The following is a 20,948-nucleotide window of genomic DNA, read 5'->3' on the forward strand; positions in this document are numbered from 1 at the left end:
GAAAAAATGTCTAAGGGAAAAAAACCGAGTTAATATTCACATGAAAAAATAGCTGGTTTTAAAGCTGGATGTGCAAAATAGCACATGAAATAAGTGTAAATTATCAGGCAAAGTGACAGGTCTTGAGTCCCCAAATTTTTTTTATTGCTGCTTTGTTTTCTTATAAGAATTATTTCTTAATTCTATCTTAGTCCATTCTTCTTTTGGAATGTCTCTATGTTTATAATCAACAACCTTAATATGGCTACCTTGAATTTGAAAAATAATTGTTTCTTCACCATAAGGTGGATTATGTGCCCCCTCAAAAGTTTGAACTTGAACAGTTACATTTAAGTTGAAATTTGTCTCATCTCTCTCTATTTTAAGGATTTCCTCGAATCCCCGATCCCACAGTTTAGGTTTATAATATGTTTCAATAGCTTTACTTATTGGGTCAACTAAGCGTTCAATCAATGCTTCTTTAAGTAATTGTTTTGGAACTGGTATTCGGTTAATTTTCTTTCTTTTAACATCAACAATTTTCCACCTATCTTTTAATGGGCCACTTGTTTGTTTTTCAACAGTATAAAGTACATTAGTTCCATCTTCTTTCCAAAGGTGAACATAACCTTTGTTACCCTTGATATATAGTCGTGGTTCATCAATCCATTCTTCTTCCAACTGAATAATTGTAAAATATAATTGGGCAAGTGGTGTTATTTTATAACCCAGCTGATTAAAATCACCAAATCCATAGAGTAGATAACCTGTTAAGTCAATATCGAAATTCATACTACCATTGTTGCCTTTTTGTACAGTTGCATGGGCTGTGCAAGGCATAAAAATACTCATAAGAAGTACAGTAATTACAGAAATAGCGGATAACTTTGGTCTCATATTCAATCACCTCCATAATATATGTGACAACAGAGGTGAATTTATTTTTTACTCAGGGCAAAAAACTTGTTCCAGAAAAGGGCCATTTAATTGAGGAAGAGGTTGCATTAACCCCAACTTTTTTATGTAGCATCAAGCACAATTGAGAGAGCGTAATAGTTGACATAGTAAAACATCGCAAAAAAGGATTTGTACACCTGAAAAGTGAATGATATATATAAATATATATTTATGTTTTGAAGGGAATGAAACATACATGAATTACAATATCATCTCAACACTAGATGAACAACAAATCATAGAACTCTACGAATTATACCAACAAGAATGGTGGACAGATAACCGAAAGTTTGAAGACGTGTTGGTAATGCTTGAAAACACAGACATCCTCATTGGAATATGTGAAAATAAAACTAATAGACTCATTGGTTTTATACGTGTTCTTTCAGATTTTGTCTATAAAGCCTTAATTTTCGATGTTATTATCCATGAAGAGTATCAAGGAAAAGGTTTGGGACGAATATTGTTAGATCAAGTAACGACACACCCTAAACTTCAATCTGTGCAACACTTTGAATTGTATTGTAAATCTGACAAAATATCTTTTTATGAAAAATGGGGATTCAATAAAGAAATTGGTGATATTAACTTCATGAGAAAAACCGTCAAATAGAAAATCTTCACTTCCGATAACGGAGATTATGTGAAATAGGCATACAAATAACTGTGCTTTCCTTATTTCTCAATATCAGCTAATAGAAGAGTTGTTGATTATTCCATAATCGGGCGCATTTCTAGAGCAGGAAATGTGCTCTTCTTAATGAATTGGGGAATTATAATGACAACAGAACCATATAAAATTAGGAAAGGAGGAGGGTCATAAAATGCAGATAATGAACAATTATTTTCGTGCACGTGCGAGTATGGTGTACATGATGACCAATAATGAAGTAATGAATCAAATCATTGCCTATTACATGGACATGAATGGAATGCTCACCTTTGTGGGTTCCTACCCAACTTATGGAAGAGGTACTGGTACAAAGGAAGTTTCCACTGCAACAGCAAATGATGGCGTCGATCCCCTAGCGTCACAAGGGGCCCTAACTTTGTCCCGTGATGGACGTTTTCTAATTGCAGTTAACGCAGGCAGCCATAGTATCAGTAGTTTCATCATAACCGACAGCGGGGCACCTGTACTCGTGGATATAAAGCCATCAGGAGGTGCTCAGCCCAATAGCGTAGATGTGTTTGGTAATCTTCTCTATGTCTCCAATGTAGGTAATGCCGCAAACAATTTTGCATCAAATATCACTGGCTTTCACATAGATGATAACGGAAGCCTTACTCCTATTCCAGGATCCACCCATTCTCTCAGTACCTTCAATGCTCAACCGGCGCAGGTTCTCTTCACTCCGGATGGCAGTAAAATCGTTGTCTCTGAGCTTACATCAAACCATATCAGTGTATTCCCTGTAAATAAAAATGGTACGGTTACAGGACCAATCGTTAATGATTCTTATGGTCAAGGACCATTGGGAGTTTATTTTCTATCGTCTGGAATCCTCTTAGTTACAGAAGCAGTTTCAAATGCACTGTCATCTTATTCATTGAGCAACGATGGTATCCTTCATGTGATTAGCGGCTCTGTACCAAACGGATATCAGACTGCTTGTTGGGTTGTAACAACGAGGGATGAACGTTTTGCATATACTACCAACACCTTAAGCGGCACCATCTCCACCTACCGAATTGATCCCAATGGAGCACTGTCGGTGGTAAGGCATATTACCAGTACACCGCCAGGTACAGCACCAGGCCTGCCGATGGATGTTGGAGTGAGTAAAGATGGACGGCATTTTTACACCCTTAACGGAAATCAAGGAACAGTGTCAGTATTTAATATTCAAAAGGATGGTAGTTTAGCAAGATTGCAGGTTGCTGCATGGACTAATTTTCCTTACTTTGGGTCACAAGGTTTAGCAGTTCTGTGATTCATTTGGGTTCACCTTACTGGGTGGAATAGAAAAATACGGGAGTTGTTAAAAACAAGGTACCGATTTACTGGTGGCTTTTGTTATGAGACAACATAATTGCCAGCAAGATTGTGAAAAAATGTACTTGAGCTCATTATAGTAAGGGAAAAGCGAAGGACATCCAGCGCTCAGTAATAAACTAACTAGTTTATATCAATATGGAAAATTTACAGTGGCACCAATTGAAAAAATTTGATGTCATTATTAAGTTTACTAAATGATGAGGTGAATTTTTTAAGAAGGAAATTATTTGGAGTCATTGTTTACCACTATTTATTAAAACTACTTAAAAAATATCCAGAATTGAAAATAAAAAAAGAGTGCGACTTTTTGAGTCACACTCTTTTTAGCGAATTATCACAGTAACCATTATCATAAAGTATATACTCGTTACAAATAAGCAACTAAAAAGAAAAGATATAATAATCGATGCTTTTTTTAAAAATGATAATACAATTAACCCCATAAATAGAATAGAAAGAAAAAAGAACCATACTGTATTTAAGTTCACAAAAAAGCCAATTGTAGTATCAGAATCGATTATGCCATCGTGAAATAGACTGAATAAAGGTGATATCGCATCACCCGTTAAATAATTCCCATGAGGCGGTGATTGTTGCGAAAAAACTGCTGTAATTGTAAAGATTGTAAATAAAATAAAGCCTTCTACACGAATCCAAGGGATTGGATTGAATGTAGCATCTTTTGAAATTTTATATTTTACAATGAAACCATTCACTAATGCATAAAAAACAAGTGGCAGTAGGAATAAATGTTTCATTAATAACCCTTGTCCATATGAAACCAGCCATGAACCAATATACCCATCGACCATTATATCCATCAAGAAAACACCACTAAGAATTGTAGCAACTAAACAGCCAAAAGCAACCTGGGAAAACCAGCTTAAAAATTCAAGCCAATTTTTATGATTGAGCGAACACCAGCCAATCATAAGTAGAATTCCAACCCAAACACTGACAGCTGCTAAATGAATAAAGTCGCTGATAATTCCTATAATTGGATCAACAGCACTCGCATGGCTTGACCAAGCAACTGTTAATATTAATCCAAATGTTAGAAATGCTCCTAAAATAGAGAAAATGTTCTTTTCAGTAGATTTCGCCAAGGCAATTAATAGTATTAATACACTAGAAACGAGAAGGGTAAAATCCCATGCAGTCCCAATTGTATAGGTTGTTAAAACAATTATTAACGATTCAAATAAACCTAAACGTGGAGCAATATATAACGTAATATCAAGTACAGGAATAAATGCGAAAACAGGTAGCATAATGGCGCTAATAAGTAATAAGCGCTTTGGAATTTTTATATCAGGACGATATTTCCTTGGGACAAGGAGAAGAAAAAAACTTCCTACTAAGACCGAAAAGCATAAATATAAAAGTGCCTGACTAATAATTACTAATATACCCATTTATTATTTCTTTCTTTTAGTAAGTAAGAAGAAACCACCTGCTACTATGATAACTAAAAGAACAATAAGAATAGCTGTCATAGAAGATGATTCTTTCTCCACTTCATCCGCTGAAGCTGCTTTTTCTTGATTTTCTGTCGATTGCTCAGCTGATTCAGTTGTTTCTGACGGTTCCTTTGTTACTTCTTCCACAGATTCAGGAACTGGCGCATTTACAGTAAATGAGAATTCACCTTCTAATGGGTGACCGTCTGCACTAATAATACTCCAATTTACTTGATATTCGTCATTTGGAAGTGGCTCAGCAACAGTACCTGTTAATGTACCATCACCAATAATAATATCTTGTAGTTCGATTGCTTTCCCCTCTTCCGTTTTTACATCAATAAAGCTACCTTGTTCAATTTTACCATCAAATTCAAGAACTATTTCTTTTAATGGTTCCGTTACAACATCACCATCTGCTGGATTTGATCCTCCTATATGCGAGTGAGCAAACGCACTAGTAGAAATAGACATTGCTAGTAAAACTGCTGCTGCGGTAAAAATACGTTTCAAAATAAATCCTCCTAAACTTCCCTCTAAAATATAAAATAAATATTACTATTCATTTTCATCAATTAGTATATTACAAAAATGTGATTTTTGTATGAAGTAACATTTGTAAAATAAAGGAAATTTAGCGATCACCCAACTACTGTATCAAATTTTCATTATAAATGCTCCTGGAATTAGTGTTGGTGGAGTAAGAGACTAAAATACATTCAGAAGAACTCAACGAACATTATCACCTATTAGGAATTGCATTTTGCAAATGATTTTGAGGAAGTACAAAAACTTATATTAGACGGCAATGAAGACAATTTTACAAAAGAAGATTTTGACTCTTGACTTCTCCAAGAACTGAAGGTTAAAAATTCTTGTGGTTGAAGAATTACCAGATAATACGAGTCATTAAAAGATACATTTGTAGGAATGAGGTTATTGTGCTAAAGGGTGCTATAGTTGAATAAGACCATACTACGAAAAATAGAACTTCCAAATAATTGGATGTTCTATTTTTTCTCGTTATAATATCAACATTAAACGTTAACAGAGCCTTATGATAAAATGTTTTGAAATACTATAAAAACCTTTTTATGAAAAGGAGAAATACAATGGAACAACAAACCACTATTCCGAAATCAATTGATGAATATATTTTACAATATCCTCAAGAGATTCAAGAAATACTAAAAACAATAAGAAAGGTTATAAAGGAATCTGCGCCAAATGCTGAGGAAAAAATAAGTTATGCAATTCCTACTTTTGCTTTAAATGGAAATTTGGTACATTTTGCTGCATTCAAAAACCATATAGGGCTTTATCCAACTGCAAGCGGAATTAATACATTTAAACAGGAATTATCGGGATATAAGACATCGAAAGGCGCAGTGCAATTTCCTATAGGAAAACCCATCCCTTATGAATTAATTAGTAAAATCGTAAAATTTAGAGTTGAAGAAAACAAAAGAAAGGCTGAAGAGAAAATAAAAAAGAAGAAATAATTTCATTGTTAAAATTAGAAGGAGAGTCGCTTTCTTTCCAATATCAAGAAGATAAAGATTGTGCAGAAATGTACTTAAACGAACGAGTGCTTTAGTGAAAAAAAAGACTGTCTTTTTGACGGTCCTTTTTTGGTGGGATTAACACAAATACATTTTTGTAAAGTGCCTGCTACTTATTTATAGAATTATTATTGCTCTCATCACGATTTGTGGAAGCTGTTTTGTCATCGACTTCAGCCCCCTCTACGATCTGGTTACCAATAGCACCGCCTGAAACACCGCCTATTACAGTACCAATTAGTCCAAATGGAGCACCTATCATAGCACCCGCAACGGCTCCATTAAAAATTCCTGCTGCTTCACCAAAGTCACTCGCATCTTGATTAGCATTACTACCAGCTTGATTGTTGCCACTTTCTTCTATATTTCCACCAAAGTTATTGCGTTCGTTACTCTGATTCATCTATTCACTTCCTTGTTTATTAATGGGGAATATGCTAATGATGAAAACACACCATCCCAAACATATACTACCCAGCTGAAGTAGTTTTACTCACTATATGTTGGTTCAAGATATAGTTGTCTTATCGGCAGCCATTTTTTCTTCTAACGGGTAGCGATTGTTCAACAAGAACAGTCGCTTTTTCACCAAAGGGGCAAGTTAGTTCAATTATGAAAATTATGGAGTCGATTAAAGGAGAAACATATAAAGAGAGGGAATTGTTTACTCATCAGAATTTGGGAGAGTGATTTTTAATGAGTGAGAAATTATTAAGGGTCGGAACCACATATATTCCAGTAACTAATGTGGAACTATCATCTGAATGGTATGTAAATAAATTAGATGCTGAATTAAGCTATAAAGATGAAGATAAAGCAATTTTAAATCTTGCAAACCAAAGCATTTTTCTTGTTAAATCAAAAGAACATCAAAGTTCCAATTTTATTGATATTTATGGTGAGGAATGTTTTTCTTTAACATTTGAAGTGAATGGTTTAGTTGCTTTTGAAACAATACATAGGGATTTTATAGGTAAAGGGATTAAAGTTGGAGAAATTGAAAACAGAGGTCACTCTGGAAGGAATTTTGTTTTTTACGATATAGATGGGAATAAATTCGATGTATGGAGTGAGCTGAGTCCAATTTTCAAAGAAAAATATTTAATCTCACAATAATCAGGAACTGTTATTTATTGTTGTGCTATCGGGTGCGTTGATCCAAGAAGGGATAAACGCTTTTTTGTTGAAGTTATTGTACTAAAGGGGCAGTAGATTTGAAGTTAAATGGGGGAGAAAATTCGATGATTACAAAGAAAAGAACGCTAAAAGATTGGATTATTTACTTGGTAATCATATTAATAATAGCTGGTGGATTATTCTATTATGTAAATTTCTTTAAACCTAAAAACTCACTTGAATTGTATCAAGAATTAACTTTTTCAGACAGCTTTAAGGAAGTTCAAAAGCTATTCTTAGACGGTTATGAAAGTAATTTTTCAAGAGAGGATTTTAACTATATTCAAGAGAATACAGCTAATAGAGTAGGACAATTCACACTTTTTGAGTTTAACGAAAAGTCTTATGTAATTATGACTTCACCAGGAACTGCAAAGTTAAAAATTCATGCAGTAGAAGAATTACCAGAGGATATTAGAAAATTCTTTATGGAACTATCAAGTTAAGATATTTCAATGGAGTTGATAAAATGAAACGGTTTATTCTATTGTTGGGAATTGTGCTGATTCTAATTTTTTTATCTGCATGTTCAGATGATAAATATGATATGGAATACGAAGCTCAGCTTGAAGAGAAAGATATGGAGATTAGTAAACTAAAAGAAGAGCATAGATTAATTAACGATGAATTGAATAAAGAAAGAACGAAATTAACAGACGCTTTTAGCAATCTTTCAAAGTTTGACCATAAATCAAGGTTAATCTTGAAGCATATAGCAAATAACGAATTCGATAAATTAAGAAGTGAATTTGATGTTAATTTTGAGGTTATTGATGAAAAGATCTATTTTGCTAAACTGAATGACTCTCCAATAGAACGGTATTTTCCAAAAGAAATTGCTGGATTACCTATGTATTTACAATTTTATCTCCCACAATCTGAAAATACACAAGTCGGCTATTTCCTTTATGGTTATGACCAATATGGTAGTGAGAGAAAGTATGAAATTGTTTTTCTTTTTGGGAATAACGAAGAATTTAAGTATGTAGGTACAAATTAGGAGAATGGGTTAGTAAAGAAAGTATTATATATTAATGTAACGGGTAGAATTAAATGAAAAAAGGAGAAATAACTATGACAAAACAATTTTGGATCAACTTGCCAGTTAAAGATACAAATAAATCAAAAGAGTTTTATAGCAAACTTGGATTTTCAACTAATACACCACTTGGCAATAGCGATCAAGTGCAATTGTCATCGGAAATAATAATGCTACCGTAATGCTTTTTCCTGTTTCCACTTTCAAAAATTTTACCAAACATGAAATAGTCGATACAAAACAAGCTACTGAAGTATTATTATCCATTGATGCAGAGAGCAAAGAAGAAGTAGATGAAATAGCAAAGAGGGCAGTAAAGGCTGGAGGTACAATTTTTGGTGAGCCCTCGGAGAACCAAGGTTGGATGTACGGCTGCGGTTTTGCTGATTTAGATGGTCACCGCTGGAATGTGTTGTATATGGATATGAGCAAAATGCCGAAAGAGTAAGAAATAGAAAGCTAACTCTCTTATTAAGCTAACGAGTGCGTTATTTTAACTAAACATGTATTTATGATATTCCACAATCAGGCGCTTTTCTTCAATATCCCTAATAATATAAAACATACTCCATTATTAGAATTTTTTAATTACCAAATACATGATTCGTTTTTGTAGGAAATCAAAAGGTGGGATGATATAAATGAAGGAATGGTGGCAGCGGAAGAAAAGCAAAACAAGAAAAAGCAGAAAGAGTAGCGATCATTATAACGTATTAGACTTTTTTCTTGACGTGCTATTTTGGATACCGGAATTGATATTATTCCCTATAAGACTAATTTTCTGGTTGCTAAGGGGCTTAATAAGATCCATTGGGGATATTTTTTAAAGCTTTTTTATTATTCCCTCTTATCCTTTTCAAGTAATTCAATAATCCTATCAAGTTTCTTTTCTAAAGTCACAATTTTTTGGCTCTCTTGTTTTTTATTCTTAAAAAACCTTATTACATAAACCATTAGAACAATAAAAAGAAATACCCATATTAAGCTAAAAGCCTGAAAAAGTATATCACCTAGATTGATGTTCATAATTTATCCCTCCTCTATGAAATTTTATCAGATTTGGCTTGGTAAAATAAACATTTATTCTTTCCAATTATGATAAAGAGCCTTTCCTTAATAGGGAGGCTCTTTACTTATATCTGTTTTAATCTTTTCTTACGAGTAGTGAGCAGCACTTCACATGGCTTGAATAGTGATCGCAGCCACAATTAATGCAGCCGTTTACCTACTCTCACTACTTCGTATCCCCCTTCTTCTTAACGGTCCCTATTCACAATATAATTCAATAAATGCTTCAGAAAAGTGGTATTGCGCGGCACCTCTTTCAACACTTCCATGGCAAGACAGTAATGTTCCCACATTTCTTTTCTAGCCCCAACAACACCTAGGATGGACACAAAAGTCGAATTGTTGTTTTCCTTATCTTTGCCAATGGGTTTTCCGAGTTTGACCAGATCTCCTTCAACATCAAGCAGATCATCCTTAATTTGAAACGCAATTCCGGCATGATAGGCGAATTTTTTCAAAGCTTCTATTTCCAACTGCTTTGCTTGGGCGAGCATGGCAGGCATGATGAGGGACGCTTCGAATGCGATCCCAGTTTTATAAAAGCTCATCATATTCAATTGTTCCAGTGTCAATGGTTTCCCTTTTGAATCCAAGTCCATCGCCTGTCCTTTACACATATCCTCTGTCATTTGGGCCGAATATTGAATCAGGGCAAGCACCGTTTTTGAATCGAATTGGTCAAGTGATGCTTGCTCCCGGATTGCCTTCTGGGTTAGAAATAGACCGGTTAATTCTGTTATAGCAATGTTATACACCTGATGAAGGGTTGGTCGTCCCCTGCGGATGGACGCATTATCCTGGGATGGCAGATCATCGAAGATTAGGGATGCGGTATGCATATATTCCAATGATCTCAGAAGCGGAACGATTGCTGAACTTTTTAATCCATATTCGTTAACGCCCATGACCCAAGTCAATATAGGCCTCAATCGCTTTCCATCGCCTTCCAGACTGTAATTTGCAGCATCAATGATTGGATCTTGCATAATAGAATCATAATCGTTTTTAGGAATATGTAAGATGTTGTTGATCTGATTGCGAACGGTATCGATCGTATCTAAAAATCCTTCTCGCTCTTTACTTTCATTTTTCAGATGGGTAATCATCTGATCTCTAAGCAGTTTATCAAAGAAATCCACATCATCCGCTTTTCGAACCATTTTTTGAATGATCCGATTGAACTTTGGATTTCCAGAAGCAAATAACTCCATAACCTCGTTGTATTTCTTTGTGCCTATTCGCACTTTAAATCGTTTCAGGCTATTTATTGCACGATCCAACATCACCTCACGAGTCATTGTATCTGAATGATACACGTTATGGATCAAATGGGAGATGACCGTCCAGTATAATTCAAAGGGATTGATAAGATCTGGACGTTTATCATGATATTTCAAATAATAGGTATAGGGTGTTACTGCACCGTCCTTCATGTCATCAAACATATCTGCAAAATCATCAGCCAGCTGATTGTAAATGCCATAAAAAAATGTTCTGTTGTCAAATCCCTCATCCTCTGGAGCACTAAGGACTGAGCGGACAATCAATCTTGAAGAAGAAGATTTTAAAATGATTGGTATATAAAGCTCTTCATTGGTGTAATTGGCATTTGATAGATCCTTTACACGATCCACTTCTTGGGAATTAAAAAACACATAGGATTGCTCGAAAAATGAACTTATTGTCGCTTGTCGCTGATGGGCCTTGATATACTCGAAAGCAGCTTTAAGTTCCGAATGAATAAATCGAATCAATCCCTTGTTTTTTCCTGTCCATTCGCCCAATTTCGGCACAGATCCTGTAATAAGTGTAGTACGTATCAAATCGGAATATTGTTTTTTCTCCTTATCGGATAAGATTCCTGAATCCAGCAGATCGTCAATGAAGGGATAAGTCAGCCCATAAGAATAGCCTAGCCTCATTGCCTTATCAAGTTTTTGACTACGTTCCTGAGGCGATATCTCATCGCCCATTTCTTCAATCTCGTGCATCAATACCCCAGCAATGATTTTAATAAGTTTCCGCTGAGCTTGCTCCGCATCCATCCCCTTTGGAATATTGGAGGATACAGTCTTTAGTTTGTTCATCAACCAGATCATCGTGGATTCAATGCCTTCCTTCTGGGCCATCCGGTATAACCGGGCCATGCTAAACATCTCCGTTTTGTCTCCTCGGTCTGTTGTCAGATGACTTTTTAAATTGTCCACAACACGCCGAACCCTAGTCTTTGTGTCAGATGAGTCCAACCTTTTGCCCAGATCCCGCAAGAAAATATAGGAGATGCTTCGATCCAGATAATGATCTAGTTTACCTGTGTAATCCAGCCACTTGATATAACTGTGATAATCCCGAGAATCAGGTTTTCCCTTTCTACGCGAAAATAAGGATAATAATGAATGATGATGAATATGATCTTGTTTCCAGGATTGTATATCTTTTATCAAGGTAGATACATAAATCTTTTGCCTGACTTGCTCATAAAGTGATTGAAAATATTCAGCTGCCTTTTGCTCAGCCAGCCGATAACTTGCATCGGCTTTTTTCCTTAACTCCTCATTCATACCATTACCTCTGATTCATGTTTTCTTATATATATGCTATATAATCCAACCAATATTTTAATCTGAGCATTATTCTTTAAAACTAACAAAATGCAAAGCAAAAATAACATCTTTTATCATCAGAAATCTAAATGTAGACTTTTAATTGAACTGCAATGTTTTTCTATAACTCGCTTCAATTTCTAGTTTACATCCATTTCTTAATCTTAAAAATCAATTTGTATTAGGACTATATAACATTCTACTTTTCGAAGAGGATTTTCAACATTTTCCCCATATCATTCCGCAAAATCAGTATCTGGCAATTAATTGATGCATGTCCTGTCGCATAGTCGACACTAGTACGTCCTGTATGTCGGGGGTAGGCGCTGGAGCTAGACATTACAAAAAGCCCTTGCATAGATTTCAAGGGCTTTTTCCATAACTATTTAAACGGCTACTTTGTTTTTCGTATTTAATTCAATAATCGCTTGTTGTTGTTTCGTTTCATCGAATTCCTTCTCGCTTTTAGCAATAGCAATTGTTGCAATACCGTTTCCAATTAGGTTTGTGATGGCTCGACCTTCACTCATGAAGCGGTCCACTCCAAGTAATAAGGCCAGACCCTCAACTGGGATGATCTGCATAGCCGTTAGCGTTGAAGCAAGAACGATAAATCCGCCCCCCGTAACAGCTGCCGCCCCTTTAGAAGTTAACATTAAGATTAAAATAATCGTAATTTGCTGTCCGACGCTTAAATCAACTTGGAAAACCTGAGCAAGAAACACTACAGCCATAGAGAGATAAATAGAAGTTCCATCAAGATTAAATGAATATCCTGTTGGAATGACAAGTCCTACGACTGACTTCGAGCAGCCGAACTTCTCCATTTTATCCATCATTCGTGGAAGAACGGATTCAGATGAACTCGTGCCTAGAACGATTAATAGCTCTTCTTTAATGAATTTTAAATACTTAAATAAGCTGAATCCATACATTTTACAAATGATATTTAAGACCCCAAATATAAATAATGCCATTGTTGCATAAACGGACAACATTAACATAGCAAGAGGCTTCATTGAAGCAATGCCATAATTTCCAATCGTAAATGCCATTGCTCCAAAAGCACCGATCGGAGCAGCTCTCATAATATAACCGATAATATTAAAGAAAACATGCGAAATTTTATCAAAGAAATCAATGATCGGCTTGCCTTTTTCCCCAAGAGCTGTTAATGCAACCCCGAAAAGAATGGAGAAAAATAAAACTTGAAGAATATCCCCTTTGGCAAACGCATCAAACATATTGGATGGAACAATATTTGTAATAAAGTCGATCCAATCAATTTTTCCGCCGTCACCAGTTGTATATTGAGAGACATCCCCTTTTTGCATCTTATCAAAATTCAGTCCCGCACCTGGCTTGATAATATTAACGACAAATAGACCAATTACGAGTGCTAGCGTTGTGACAATTTCAAAATAGATAAAAGCCTTCCCGCCAACTTTTCCAACCTTTTTCATATCGCCCATTTTTGCAATTCCGAGAACGATAGTTAGAAAAATAATTGGGGCAATAACCATTTTAACCCCTTTAATAAAGGTATCTCCCAATGGCTTCACTGATTTTCCGACTTCCGGCCAAACTAAGCCGACAATCACACCTAAGATGATGGCAATAACTACTTGAACTGTTAAGTTTTTAAAGACCTTCTTCATTTTTTCTCCTCCTTCTCAAACGTATCAATCTTGTTTTTTTCATGATAACGTTTTCAAAGGGATGTGAGAAGGTTTTGAACATTTTGGACATTTTGGTCTTTTTGGTCTCTAGAGCGTTTATTTAATGATGGAATATCGATTTACAGGCCTGCCAACACCGCCATATTTTAATTCAATTTTAATTTCACCGAGCTTCACTAAATATTCAAGATAGCGGCGAGCCGTCACGCGGGCAATGCCCACCCCATCGGCTACTTCCTCAGAGGATTTAGCTAATTCTTGTTCATGTAAATAGGCAATAATTTGCCTATATGTAACTTCATTCAGTCCTTTTGGCAAATCATTTACATTATTTAACTTCTTCGATGTGGAGGGGGAATGCAGAAACTCGTCAAGCTGCTGCTGAGATAACGACAGCTCATTTTTAACCTTTGAGTGATAAATTTTATATTTTTCTAAAGCCTTCTGGATCCTATCGAATTGAAACGGCTTAATAATATAATCAAAGGCTCCATTTTGGAGAGCCATTTTCACTGTTTCATGGTCATTCGCCGCTGTTACCATAATCACATCGACACTTTCTTGCTGGCTGCGAATTTGCTGAAGGGTCTCGAGTCCATCCTGCTCTGGCATAAACACATCGAGAATAACAAGATCGGGTGAATGCTCCCTTATTTTTTGGAGACCTTCCATCCCATTGCTTGCTACTCCGATTACTTTAAATCCTTCTATTTTCATGACAAATTGCTTATTCACTTCTTGCACCATCGGATCATCTTCAATGATTAGAACGGTAATCATTCTTTCTCCTCCAATCCATTCATTGGAAAACTAATAAAAAAACTCGCCCCTTCTCCTTGATGAGAAACTACATTTAATTCCCCTTTTCCTTTTTCCACAATCTGTTTTACGAGATGAAGACCTAAACCAAATCCTTTTTTCGTAGAAAACCCATTTTCAAATATTCGGTGCATCTCTGTTTCACTAATCCCGTGCCCATTATCTTCAACAAGAATAGCACATAATTCATCATCCTGTTCAATACTAATATCAATCCTTCTTTCTCGATGTTCGGCTGTTTTTAAGGCAGCAATCGCATTTTCAATTAAATTTCCGAGTATGACAACGAAATCATGATGATCTAAATGCTTCGGAAAACGACTTAAATGGCTTTTCCGGTCAATGACTATTTCAATCCCTAATTCTTTTCCGCGGCTTACTTTCCCAAGCAATAAACCAGCAAGATTATCATCAAGAATATTCTCATTTAAAAATCTCGCGAAACTCCCTTGTTCCTCATCTAATTGAAAGATATACTTTAGTGCCTGTTCATTATTTCCTAGTTGAATTAATCCTGCAATCGTATGAAGCTTATTAGAATGCTCATGGGCTTGTACTCTTAACGCTTCTACAAATTCCTTTACCCCAGTCAATTCCTCCGCCATTTTCGTCGTCTCTGTACGATCTTGAAAAATAGCGACCGCCCCAACTAACTGCTTATTCACTTTAATCGGGACACGATTGCTCATAATCACGTTCCCTCGGACTTGGACTTCCTGATTAAATACTGGTTTATCTAGTTCAAGGATTTCTGGCAGCCTCGTGTCCGGGATCACATCCCAAATGTTTTTCCCAATAACATCCCCGTGGACATTCATCATTTTTTTTGCCTTATCATTAAAGATCGTGATCATTTCATGCTTATCAATTGCGATGACTCCCTCATGCATCGCATGAAACGTTGCTGTACGCTCTTCAAGAAGACGAGCGATTTCATAAGGCTCAAGCTGAAACATTTGCTGTTTAATATGTTTGGCAAGGAAAAATGAACCTATTACGCCAAGCAGAAGGGTCAAAAACATAATGAATAGAATCTCATTTTTTAGTGATAGTAATGTTTCAAACATCGTCGGTAATACATTCCCAACAACAACGACCCCTACTTGCTCTAATTGGTCATTTTTTATTGGAGCTAAGGCACGTACAGCCATTCCTACTTCACCTTTAGCTTTTGAAAGATAGGAATGCTCTGCAAAAGCAGGACCAGCATCTTCTCCTTTTGAAACTGTTCCTAACATGTCCTTTACAGGATGTGAGTAACGAATCCTTTCCATATTTAAGACGGTCACATAATCCGCATTATTAATATTGCGGATTTTTTCAATAGTAGGATCCATTTCAATCCATCCATTTGGTTCAGTAACATGGCGAATGACATCTGGAAGCTGAGCGACGGTTTTTGCCGTAATCATCGCTCTTTTTCCATACTCTTCTTCCTCAAGCTCCACAATATTTCCTATTAAAATAAGGCCGCCGAGCAATAAAGAAAAAAAGACGATGCTGAATGATAATAATGTAATTTTGGAACGAATCGGCAGCCGCTTAAGCGACATGTGCTTCCCCCCTTTATTCAAGACATACAATGTTGTACAATTAGTCGTTTTATTATTTAATTAGAATAATAGAAAACATTCGAGGTGTATAGATGAAGAAGCTGTTCGGAATATTTATTTTTATTATAGCAGGATTTAGTGCAGCTTACCTTTTCGGATCTAGCGGTCTTCACTTCATGAAAGAAGTTCCCTTTGATGATGAGCAGACGGGAATGAAGGAGCAAATAATCATTCGTTTTAGTCATGTTGTGTCAGAAAATACACCAAAGGGGCTTGCAGCAGGGCGGTTTGCTGACCTTGTTCAAAAGAAATCAAATAATAGAGTCAAAGTCGTTGTCTTTCCAAATGCCGAACTCTTTTCTGACGAAGGTGAGCTGAATGCCCTTCAATCTGGACAAGTACAGATGATTGCTCCGTCAACATCTAAATTAGGAACGCTCTCTCCTGAATGGCTCGTATTAGATTTGCCTTATGCCTTCTCCTCAAATGAAGCGGTTAAAGAAGCGTATGAAGGAGAGATTGGCGAAGCTTTATTTGCCGACTTAAAAAAACAAAATATTGAAGGTTTAGCATTTTGGTATAACGGCTTTAAACAAATGACAACAGTGAAAGGGACAATCATTCATCCAACAGATGTAAAGGGCCAAGTTTTCCGTATCATGCCTAGCAAAGTGATCGAAAAGCAATATGAAGTTCTCGAAGCCGCTTCCCGCCCAATCCCTTTCGACCAAACGTATCATAATTTAGAAAAAGGAACGATTGATGGAGAAGAAAATACGATCTCGAATATATATTCTAAAAAATATTATCATGTTCAAAAATACATGACGATTACAAACCATGCTTATTTAGGCTATGCTGTCTTGATGAATCGAGAATTTTGGAATGGTTTGCCGAGCGAGATTCAAGACATCATTCGGGAAGCAATGGTCGAAGCGACAGATTGGAATTGGCAATATTCGATTGACATGAATGAATCGAATCTTCAACAATTAAAAGAGAATACTAGTATGCAAATTTACGAGTTAACTCCAGAGGATGAAACGGAGTGGAGAAATAAACTCAAAAAAGTGGATCAGCATTTCTCGCCAATCATCGGAGAAAGCATGATGGAACGCTTGCAAAAAATAAAAAATAAATTCGATGGGAGAAGCTCCAGCGCCTTGCCCAGCGCTGGAGTAATGGGATGCCTATGTCCGACTTAGCACTCCGAATGGCTATATCAATGAACCCGTGAATTCCAGAGGTTTTTAGGAGGAATGAGCCATTATAAAATTTCAAAGGACATGAAAATTAAATCGCTCGTTATTGAACAAAAACAATATCCATTCGGACTAAATCCATCTGTTCTAATTTCAAGAGGTTCAGGTGGCAGCATAGGAGTCACAGGAGAGGATTGGCAATTTGCCTATAAAGAAAATGGTTGGAGAGAAATGCTGTTTCTTCATCCAAAGGTTGCTTATAAAAAATATAAAAATGATGAAGAACTGATTAATAGTATGCAAGGGGAAAAAATATATGAGGTAGCACTCTCCTTTGATCAGCCATACAAACTAAGTTAATTACCTTTTAATGAGCTTCCCGAAATGACTTGGTTTTGGGTAAACACTTATAGCAATAGCCATTTAAACACATTTCAACAAGAGGCTATGGAATATGATTGGTCTGCAACGTTTATTAGGGAGAATGAAGCATTAGACTTCTCTATAAGAAACTCTTATACTTCAACGACAGATTTGGCATATGAATATGATGCGTTCCTAAAGTTACTGAAAATAAGTACTTTCAGCGAACACAAGAAAGCTTACAACGCTATGAAAGATATTAAAATAGACGATGTAGAAATATTAGGGGTAGTTGCTTATGGGACGAAGGATGAAATATTAGAAATAATCAAAGAGCCTAGCATCAAAGCTGCTTCACTAGGAGAAGTCATTGATAATTTTTAGTGAATACACTAGTGGCTCAGTATAGGGCATTACTACAAAACGGTAATGCCTTTTGAAGTAATGGGTAGCTTTAACACAACAAGGAATACAATTAAAGAGCCTTAAATATGCAAGTTTCTATGCATTTCTTGTATATATAGGCTCATTTTCTAATACTGCCAAAAACACGCAAAATCCTAAACTTTAAGTAAAACACATTATACCCCAATTAAAAATCCCTCGAAACAATTGTCTGAGGGAATAAAAAATCAATTGAATTTAATGTAAAACACCTTGAAAACAAAATTTTTTAGTAATTTTTACGGAATTTAGGATTATGGTACCTATTCATTTCCTTAGCTTTACCTTATATCTGAGAACTGTTCTTAATTTTTCCGGTTCTACCCTTCTAAAATCAGATAAATAAATTTCTCGATGTGTTAAACTATCTCTTTCAAGTTGATTGGTGATTAAAAACTCATTCATTCTTTCAAAAGTTTGTGGTTCTTCATCATAAAAGCCTAAATGGAGCATTTGTACAGATAGACCGTCCTCAATTGAATCGAATGTCACCTCATTTAGCAGCGGATGTGGTTTCTTTTTCCTTACCCTTTCCATCGCTCTTTCTACAACTTCTTCCGTTACAAAGTCTGGTTGTCTGATCATGATCGTATATAGCAATTCATTTTTATCTAAAGTTTCTATTTTCCTACCTTTTTCTGTTAAATCCCATATCCCTTCTAATGGGTAAACGGTATATTCGAAATAGCCGTCTGGAGTATATCCTTGTTTCGGCATCATTCGAATAGCGTAAGCTAACGAATAAAGAACTCCTATTCTTTCGGAAAAATCCTCTTTATTGGGATCCCCTTTTCCCTTTATCATAAGAAAGTTTTGCTTTGGAACTGTGACCAATTCAGGTTTTTGCTTAGGCATATATAAATCTTTCTCGTTTTTTCTCCATTCATATTTCATTTAGAAAACTCCCGCAATAAAATTTTAGAAACAACATGAATGTATTGCACTTTCATTGAAAATCTCAATTCAGATATCGATAAACAGATTAACCTATTATTAGAAAAATACAAAAAGAAGGTTCAATTGTAAATGACGAGCCAGGTATAACAAAGAGACTGCATCGGTGATTATAGAGGCAATAGGTGCCAATATGTATTAGTTTCCCTCATCAAAACATTTAGCATCTTAGGCGGGCTTATCTCTAGGAAATCATGAGAGTGCAGATAAAAGAAAAAGTACAAGAGCGGTTACATCTAGAATTCATCATAAATACCAATTTTTATTTACATCAAAAAATTATTTTTTCCCGAACAAATTACTTTTCAAGGATGGCTTTGATTTTTTTCAAATCCTTCATGTTTGCTCTCCTCATCATAGTGGTCATGAAAAGGGACATAATCTTATTGAATCCTTTTGGGTTACCTTTATTTCTTAAAGTCATCCGAGTATGATTTTCATCTATTGCTTGCCATGTATAGATGGTCTCCATTGGAAATGGACCATTCGCTGTCTTCATCACAAATTTTTTCTCAGGAATAAATTCAACAATTTCATACACATATGCAAGTTCCCTGCCAAGAAAGTTCGCTTTAAAAGCAATTTGTGAGCCTAATGTCAGTGGTTTTGGTGTTTTCCACTCTACAGAATGTATATTGACATACCATTCTGGAGCGTGATCAGGGTTTGTTGCATATTCTGATACCTTTGAAATAGGACAATTTATTGTAATTTCCGTTAGTACATCTACCATCTTGGCCTCCTACTTTATTTCTTTTCTACGTAATTTTTAAGTAAAGTTCCAAGTAAATACTTCCAGCCCTTGGAGTGCTCCTCTTCCCAATGCTCTTGTATTACACCAGAGGCTGTATGGGATAGTTGAAGCAATGTTCCTCCTTCTTTTTCAAGAAGACGATACGTATAGGCACTGTTTACCGCTCCTTGCATGCCAAGATGGCCATGCAAGCGAATTTCTGCAGGAGCATTTACATAATAGACATTCCCCCAGATTGCTCCTTCAGTTTCACCCCATTTTTCAATAAATTGTCCGCCAGGGACGGGATCAAATGTAAAGTGGGATGTTACTCCTTTTGGAGCTAGACGAAATTCCCACCAGTCTTCCACCGTTTCAGTTAAAGCTTTGAAAACCTCTTCGCGTGATGCTTCCAGGAATAACTCCTGTTCAATTCGAAAATCCTTCTTTGTTTCCATCGTATTATTTCCTCCTTTTTCTTGTACTGCCGCCCGTAAGTTTAACAGCGAACTGGCAGTAGTTTGCATATATTTACCTACCCAGCGGTTATGCATTTCTTGAAGAGGTATGGCATTAAGGAAATTCCTTTTATACTTTCCTTCACGCCGTACTACCACCAAATTCCCATCCTCTAGAATCTTTAAATGCTTCATAATGGCATACCTGGTTACTTCCGGAAAATAGTCGTCTAGTTCTCCAGTTGTTTTCGGTGAAACCTTAAGAATATCGAGAATTCTCCTTCGGATCGGATGCCCTAATGCTTTAAAAACGGTTGAGAGTTCTTCGTCCATCCAATCGATCCTTTCATTAAAATTTATTAACACGTGACTAAAAAGTCACGTGTTAATCATGTGACCTTATGGTAACATTTTGATTAACACCAGTCAACGCTACAAAGATAAAAAAAGAGAACAAATCTTAGTTTGTCCTCTTCATCTTAATTATTGAACTCTTACATGAAAAATCCGTGAATCGTACCAAGCAGTGTGAATATGATTAAATGGTCTCCTATTGCAACCAGAAATGACTTCTTAGACATTAAACCAAATAACGTATTTTTCAAATAAACCAATGAAATCATTAAGCCTATGATGAAACCGATTCCTACTCCTGCTAGAAAATGATCGGACCCGACTGATTGAATGAGTACACCTACTAAGAATGAATTAATAAATGCAAGGATGATAGAGTATATATATTTAAATGGACCGGCGCTTTGATTTCCAAGAATACTTTGATTCTTGTTTTTATTTGATAAAACGACAGAGTAATAAATTCCTCCGTAAACCATATAAACAATTCCTCCCACGATTATGGGCAGGTACTGAAGGCTTCCAAAATCAATGAACATTAAATGA

General features: G+C 35.9%; 24 protein-coding genes. 11 read left to right on the forward strand and 13 right to left on the reverse strand.

Annotated elements, in window-relative coordinates; all coding sequences use genetic code 11:
• Window positions 1–141: 141 nt before the first annotated feature.
• A complete protein-coding gene (locus V7122_RS20945; protein WP_335353526.1) occupies window positions 142–876 on the reverse strand; it encodes a DUF3888 domain-containing protein in 735 nt (244 codons plus the stop codon).
• A gap of 256 nt (window positions 877–1,132) precedes the next feature.
• Between V7122_RS20945 and V7122_RS20950 the strand changes: the two genes are divergently transcribed.
• Both V7122_RS20950 and V7122_RS20955 read left to right on the forward strand, forming a co-directional pair.
• Complete coding sequence (locus tag V7122_RS20950) at window positions 1,133–1,549, forward strand: GNAT family N-acetyltransferase (RefSeq protein WP_335346635.1); 417 nt, start codon at window positions 1,133–1,135, stop codon at window positions 1,547–1,549.
• A 211-nt stretch (window positions 1,550–1,760) separates the two neighbouring features.
• Window positions 1,761–2,870, forward strand: a complete 1,110-nt coding sequence (locus tag V7122_RS20955) for a lactonase family protein (protein ID WP_335346636.1) — start codon at window positions 1,761–1,763, stop codon at window positions 2,868–2,870.
• Window positions 2,871–3,258: 388 nt separating this feature from the next.
• On the opposite strand, the gene V7122_RS20960 is transcribed toward V7122_RS20955, so the two are convergent.
• Together V7122_RS20960 and V7122_RS20965 are read right to left on the reverse strand one after the other, a co-directional pair.
• Complete coding sequence (locus tag V7122_RS20960; RefSeq protein WP_335346637.1) at window positions 3,259–4,350, reverse strand: copper resistance D family protein; 1,092 nt, start codon at window positions 4,348–4,350, stop codon at window positions 3,259–3,261.
• A gap of 3 nt (window positions 4,351–4,353) precedes the next feature.
• Window positions 4,354–4,908 carry a copper resistance CopC family protein gene (locus V7122_RS20965; protein ID WP_335346638.1) on the reverse strand — a complete coding sequence of 185 codons (555 nt, stop codon included), beginning with the start codon at window positions 4,906–4,908 and terminating at the stop codon, window positions 4,354–4,356.
• Between the two features lie 599 nt (window positions 4,909–5,507).
• Here V7122_RS20965 and V7122_RS20970 point away from each other — a divergent pair.
• On the forward strand, window positions 5,508–5,897 hold the full coding sequence (locus V7122_RS20970) for an iron chaperone (protein ID WP_335353525.1): 390 nt from the start codon (window positions 5,508–5,510) through the stop codon (window positions 5,895–5,897).
• 169 nt (window positions 5,898–6,066) lie between these two features.
• Here V7122_RS20970 and V7122_RS20975 read toward each other — a convergent pair whose 3' ends face one another.
• A complete protein-coding gene (locus tag V7122_RS20975; RefSeq protein WP_335353524.1) occupies window positions 6,067–6,360 on the reverse strand; it encodes a hypothetical protein in 294 nt (97 codons plus the stop codon).
• A gap of 293 nt (window positions 6,361–6,653) precedes the next feature.
• Between V7122_RS20975 and V7122_RS20980 the strand changes: the two genes are divergently transcribed.
• The 5 genes from V7122_RS20980 to V7122_RS21000 all read left to right on the forward strand — a co-directional run bounded on the left by V7122_RS20980 (window position 6,654) and on the right by V7122_RS21000 (window position 8,620).
• On the forward strand, window positions 6,654–7,073 hold the full coding sequence (locus V7122_RS20980; protein WP_335353523.1) for a VOC family protein: 420 nt from the start codon (window positions 6,654–6,656) through the stop codon (window positions 7,071–7,073).
• A gap of 125 nt (window positions 7,074–7,198) precedes the next feature.
• Window positions 7,199–7,579 carry a hypothetical protein gene (locus tag V7122_RS20985; protein WP_335353522.1) on the forward strand — a complete coding sequence of 127 codons (381 nt, stop codon included), beginning with the start codon at window positions 7,199–7,201 and terminating at the stop codon, window positions 7,577–7,579.
• A 23-nt stretch (window positions 7,580–7,602) separates the two neighbouring features.
• Window positions 7,603–8,133 (forward strand): hypothetical protein, encoded by a 531-nt coding sequence (locus tag V7122_RS20990; RefSeq protein WP_335353521.1) that lies wholly within the window; start codon window positions 7,603–7,605, stop codon window positions 8,131–8,133.
• A gap of 74 nt (window positions 8,134–8,207) precedes the next feature.
• On the forward strand, window positions 8,208–8,354 hold the full coding sequence (locus tag V7122_RS20995; RefSeq protein WP_335353520.1) for a hypothetical protein: 147 nt from the start codon (window positions 8,208–8,210) through the stop codon (window positions 8,352–8,354).
• Window positions 8,354–8,620, forward strand: a complete 267-nt coding sequence (locus tag V7122_RS21000; protein WP_335353519.1) for a VOC family protein — start codon at window positions 8,354–8,356, stop codon at window positions 8,618–8,620. Before V7122_RS20995 ends, V7122_RS21000 begins: the two co-directional genes overlap by 1 nt.
• Window positions 8,621–9,009: 389 nt before the next feature.
• Here the strand turns inward: V7122_RS21000 and V7122_RS21005 are convergent, their stop codons facing one another.
• From V7122_RS21005 to V7122_RS21025, 5 genes are all read right to left on the reverse strand, one after another.
• Window positions 9,010–9,198 carry a BhlA/UviB family holin-like peptide gene (locus tag V7122_RS21005; RefSeq protein WP_335353518.1) on the reverse strand — a complete coding sequence of 63 codons (189 nt, stop codon included), beginning with the start codon at window positions 9,196–9,198 and terminating at the stop codon, window positions 9,010–9,012.
• Between the two features lie 230 nt (window positions 9,199–9,428).
• Window positions 9,429–11,801 (reverse strand): polyprenyl synthetase family protein, encoded by a 2,373-nt coding sequence (locus V7122_RS21010; RefSeq protein ID WP_335528839.1) that lies wholly within the window; start codon window positions 11,799–11,801, stop codon window positions 9,429–9,431.
• A 428-nt stretch (window positions 11,802–12,229) separates the two neighbouring features.
• Window positions 12,230–13,501 carry a C4-dicarboxylate transporter DctP gene (gene dctP / locus V7122_RS21015; RefSeq protein WP_335344312.1) on the reverse strand — a complete coding sequence of 424 codons (1,272 nt, stop codon included), beginning with the start codon at window positions 13,499–13,501 and terminating at the stop codon, window positions 12,230–12,232.
• A 117-nt stretch (window positions 13,502–13,618) separates the two neighbouring features.
• On the reverse strand, window positions 13,619–14,302 hold the full coding sequence (locus V7122_RS21020) for a response regulator (protein WP_335353516.1): 684 nt from the start codon (window positions 14,300–14,302) through the stop codon (window positions 13,619–13,621).
• Window positions 14,299–15,894, reverse strand: coding sequence for a sensor histidine kinase (locus V7122_RS21025; RefSeq protein ID WP_335528841.1), 1,596 nt, complete (start codon window positions 15,892–15,894; stop codon window positions 14,299–14,301). The genes V7122_RS21020 and V7122_RS21025 overlap by 4 nt, the downstream gene beginning before the upstream one ends.
• Before the next feature lie 92 nt (window positions 15,895–15,986).
• On the opposite strand from V7122_RS21025, the gene V7122_RS21030 reads away from it, so the two are divergent.
• The 3 genes from V7122_RS21030 to V7122_RS21040 are packed head-to-tail and all read left to right on the forward strand — an operon-like array spanning window position 15,987 to window position 17,843.
• Window positions 15,987–17,099 (forward strand): DctP family TRAP transporter solute-binding subunit, encoded by a 1,113-nt coding sequence (locus V7122_RS21030; protein WP_335347415.1) that lies wholly within the window; start codon window positions 15,987–15,989, stop codon window positions 17,097–17,099.
• Between the two features lie 54 nt (window positions 17,100–17,153).
• Window positions 17,154–17,456: a hypothetical protein gene (locus tag V7122_RS21035; protein ID WP_335347416.1), complete on the forward strand. Its 303-nt coding sequence runs from the start codon at window positions 17,154–17,156 to the stop codon at window positions 17,454–17,456.
• A gap of 24 nt (window positions 17,457–17,480) precedes the next feature.
• Window positions 17,481–17,843, forward strand: a complete 363-nt coding sequence (locus tag V7122_RS21040; RefSeq protein WP_335347417.1) for an anti sigma factor C-terminal domain-containing protein — start codon at window positions 17,481–17,483, stop codon at window positions 17,841–17,843.
• A gap of 327 nt (window positions 17,844–18,170) precedes the next feature.
• Here the strand turns inward: V7122_RS21040 and V7122_RS21045 are convergent, their stop codons facing one another.
• The 4 genes from V7122_RS21045 to V7122_RS21060 all read right to left on the reverse strand — a co-directional run bounded on the left by V7122_RS21045 (window position 18,171) and on the right by V7122_RS21060 (window position 20,941).
• Window positions 18,171–18,797, reverse strand: coding sequence for a GyrI-like domain-containing protein (locus V7122_RS21045; protein WP_335528846.1), 627 nt, complete (start codon window positions 18,795–18,797; stop codon window positions 18,171–18,173).
• 358 nt (window positions 18,798–19,155) lie between these two features.
• Window positions 19,156–19,590 carry an SRPBCC family protein gene (locus V7122_RS21050; RefSeq protein WP_335528848.1) on the reverse strand — a complete coding sequence of 145 codons (435 nt, stop codon included), beginning with the start codon at window positions 19,588–19,590 and terminating at the stop codon, window positions 19,156–19,158.
• 14 nt (window positions 19,591–19,604) lie between these two features.
• Entirely contained in the window at window positions 19,605–20,381 is a 777-nt protein-coding gene (locus tag V7122_RS21055) for an SRPBCC domain-containing protein (protein ID WP_335528849.1), read from the reverse strand.
• Between the two features lie 161 nt (window positions 20,382–20,542).
• Window positions 20,543–20,941, reverse strand: coding sequence for a DUF1761 domain-containing protein (locus tag V7122_RS21060; RefSeq protein ID WP_335347421.1), 399 nt, complete (start codon window positions 20,939–20,941; stop codon window positions 20,543–20,545).
• Between the last annotated feature and the right edge of the window lie 7 nt (window positions 20,942–20,948).

It is taken from the genome of Bacillus sp. JJ1532 (genome assembly GCF_036965085.1).
Classification (GTDB): Bacteria; Bacillota; Bacilli; order Bacillales; family Cytobacillaceae; genus Cytobacillus.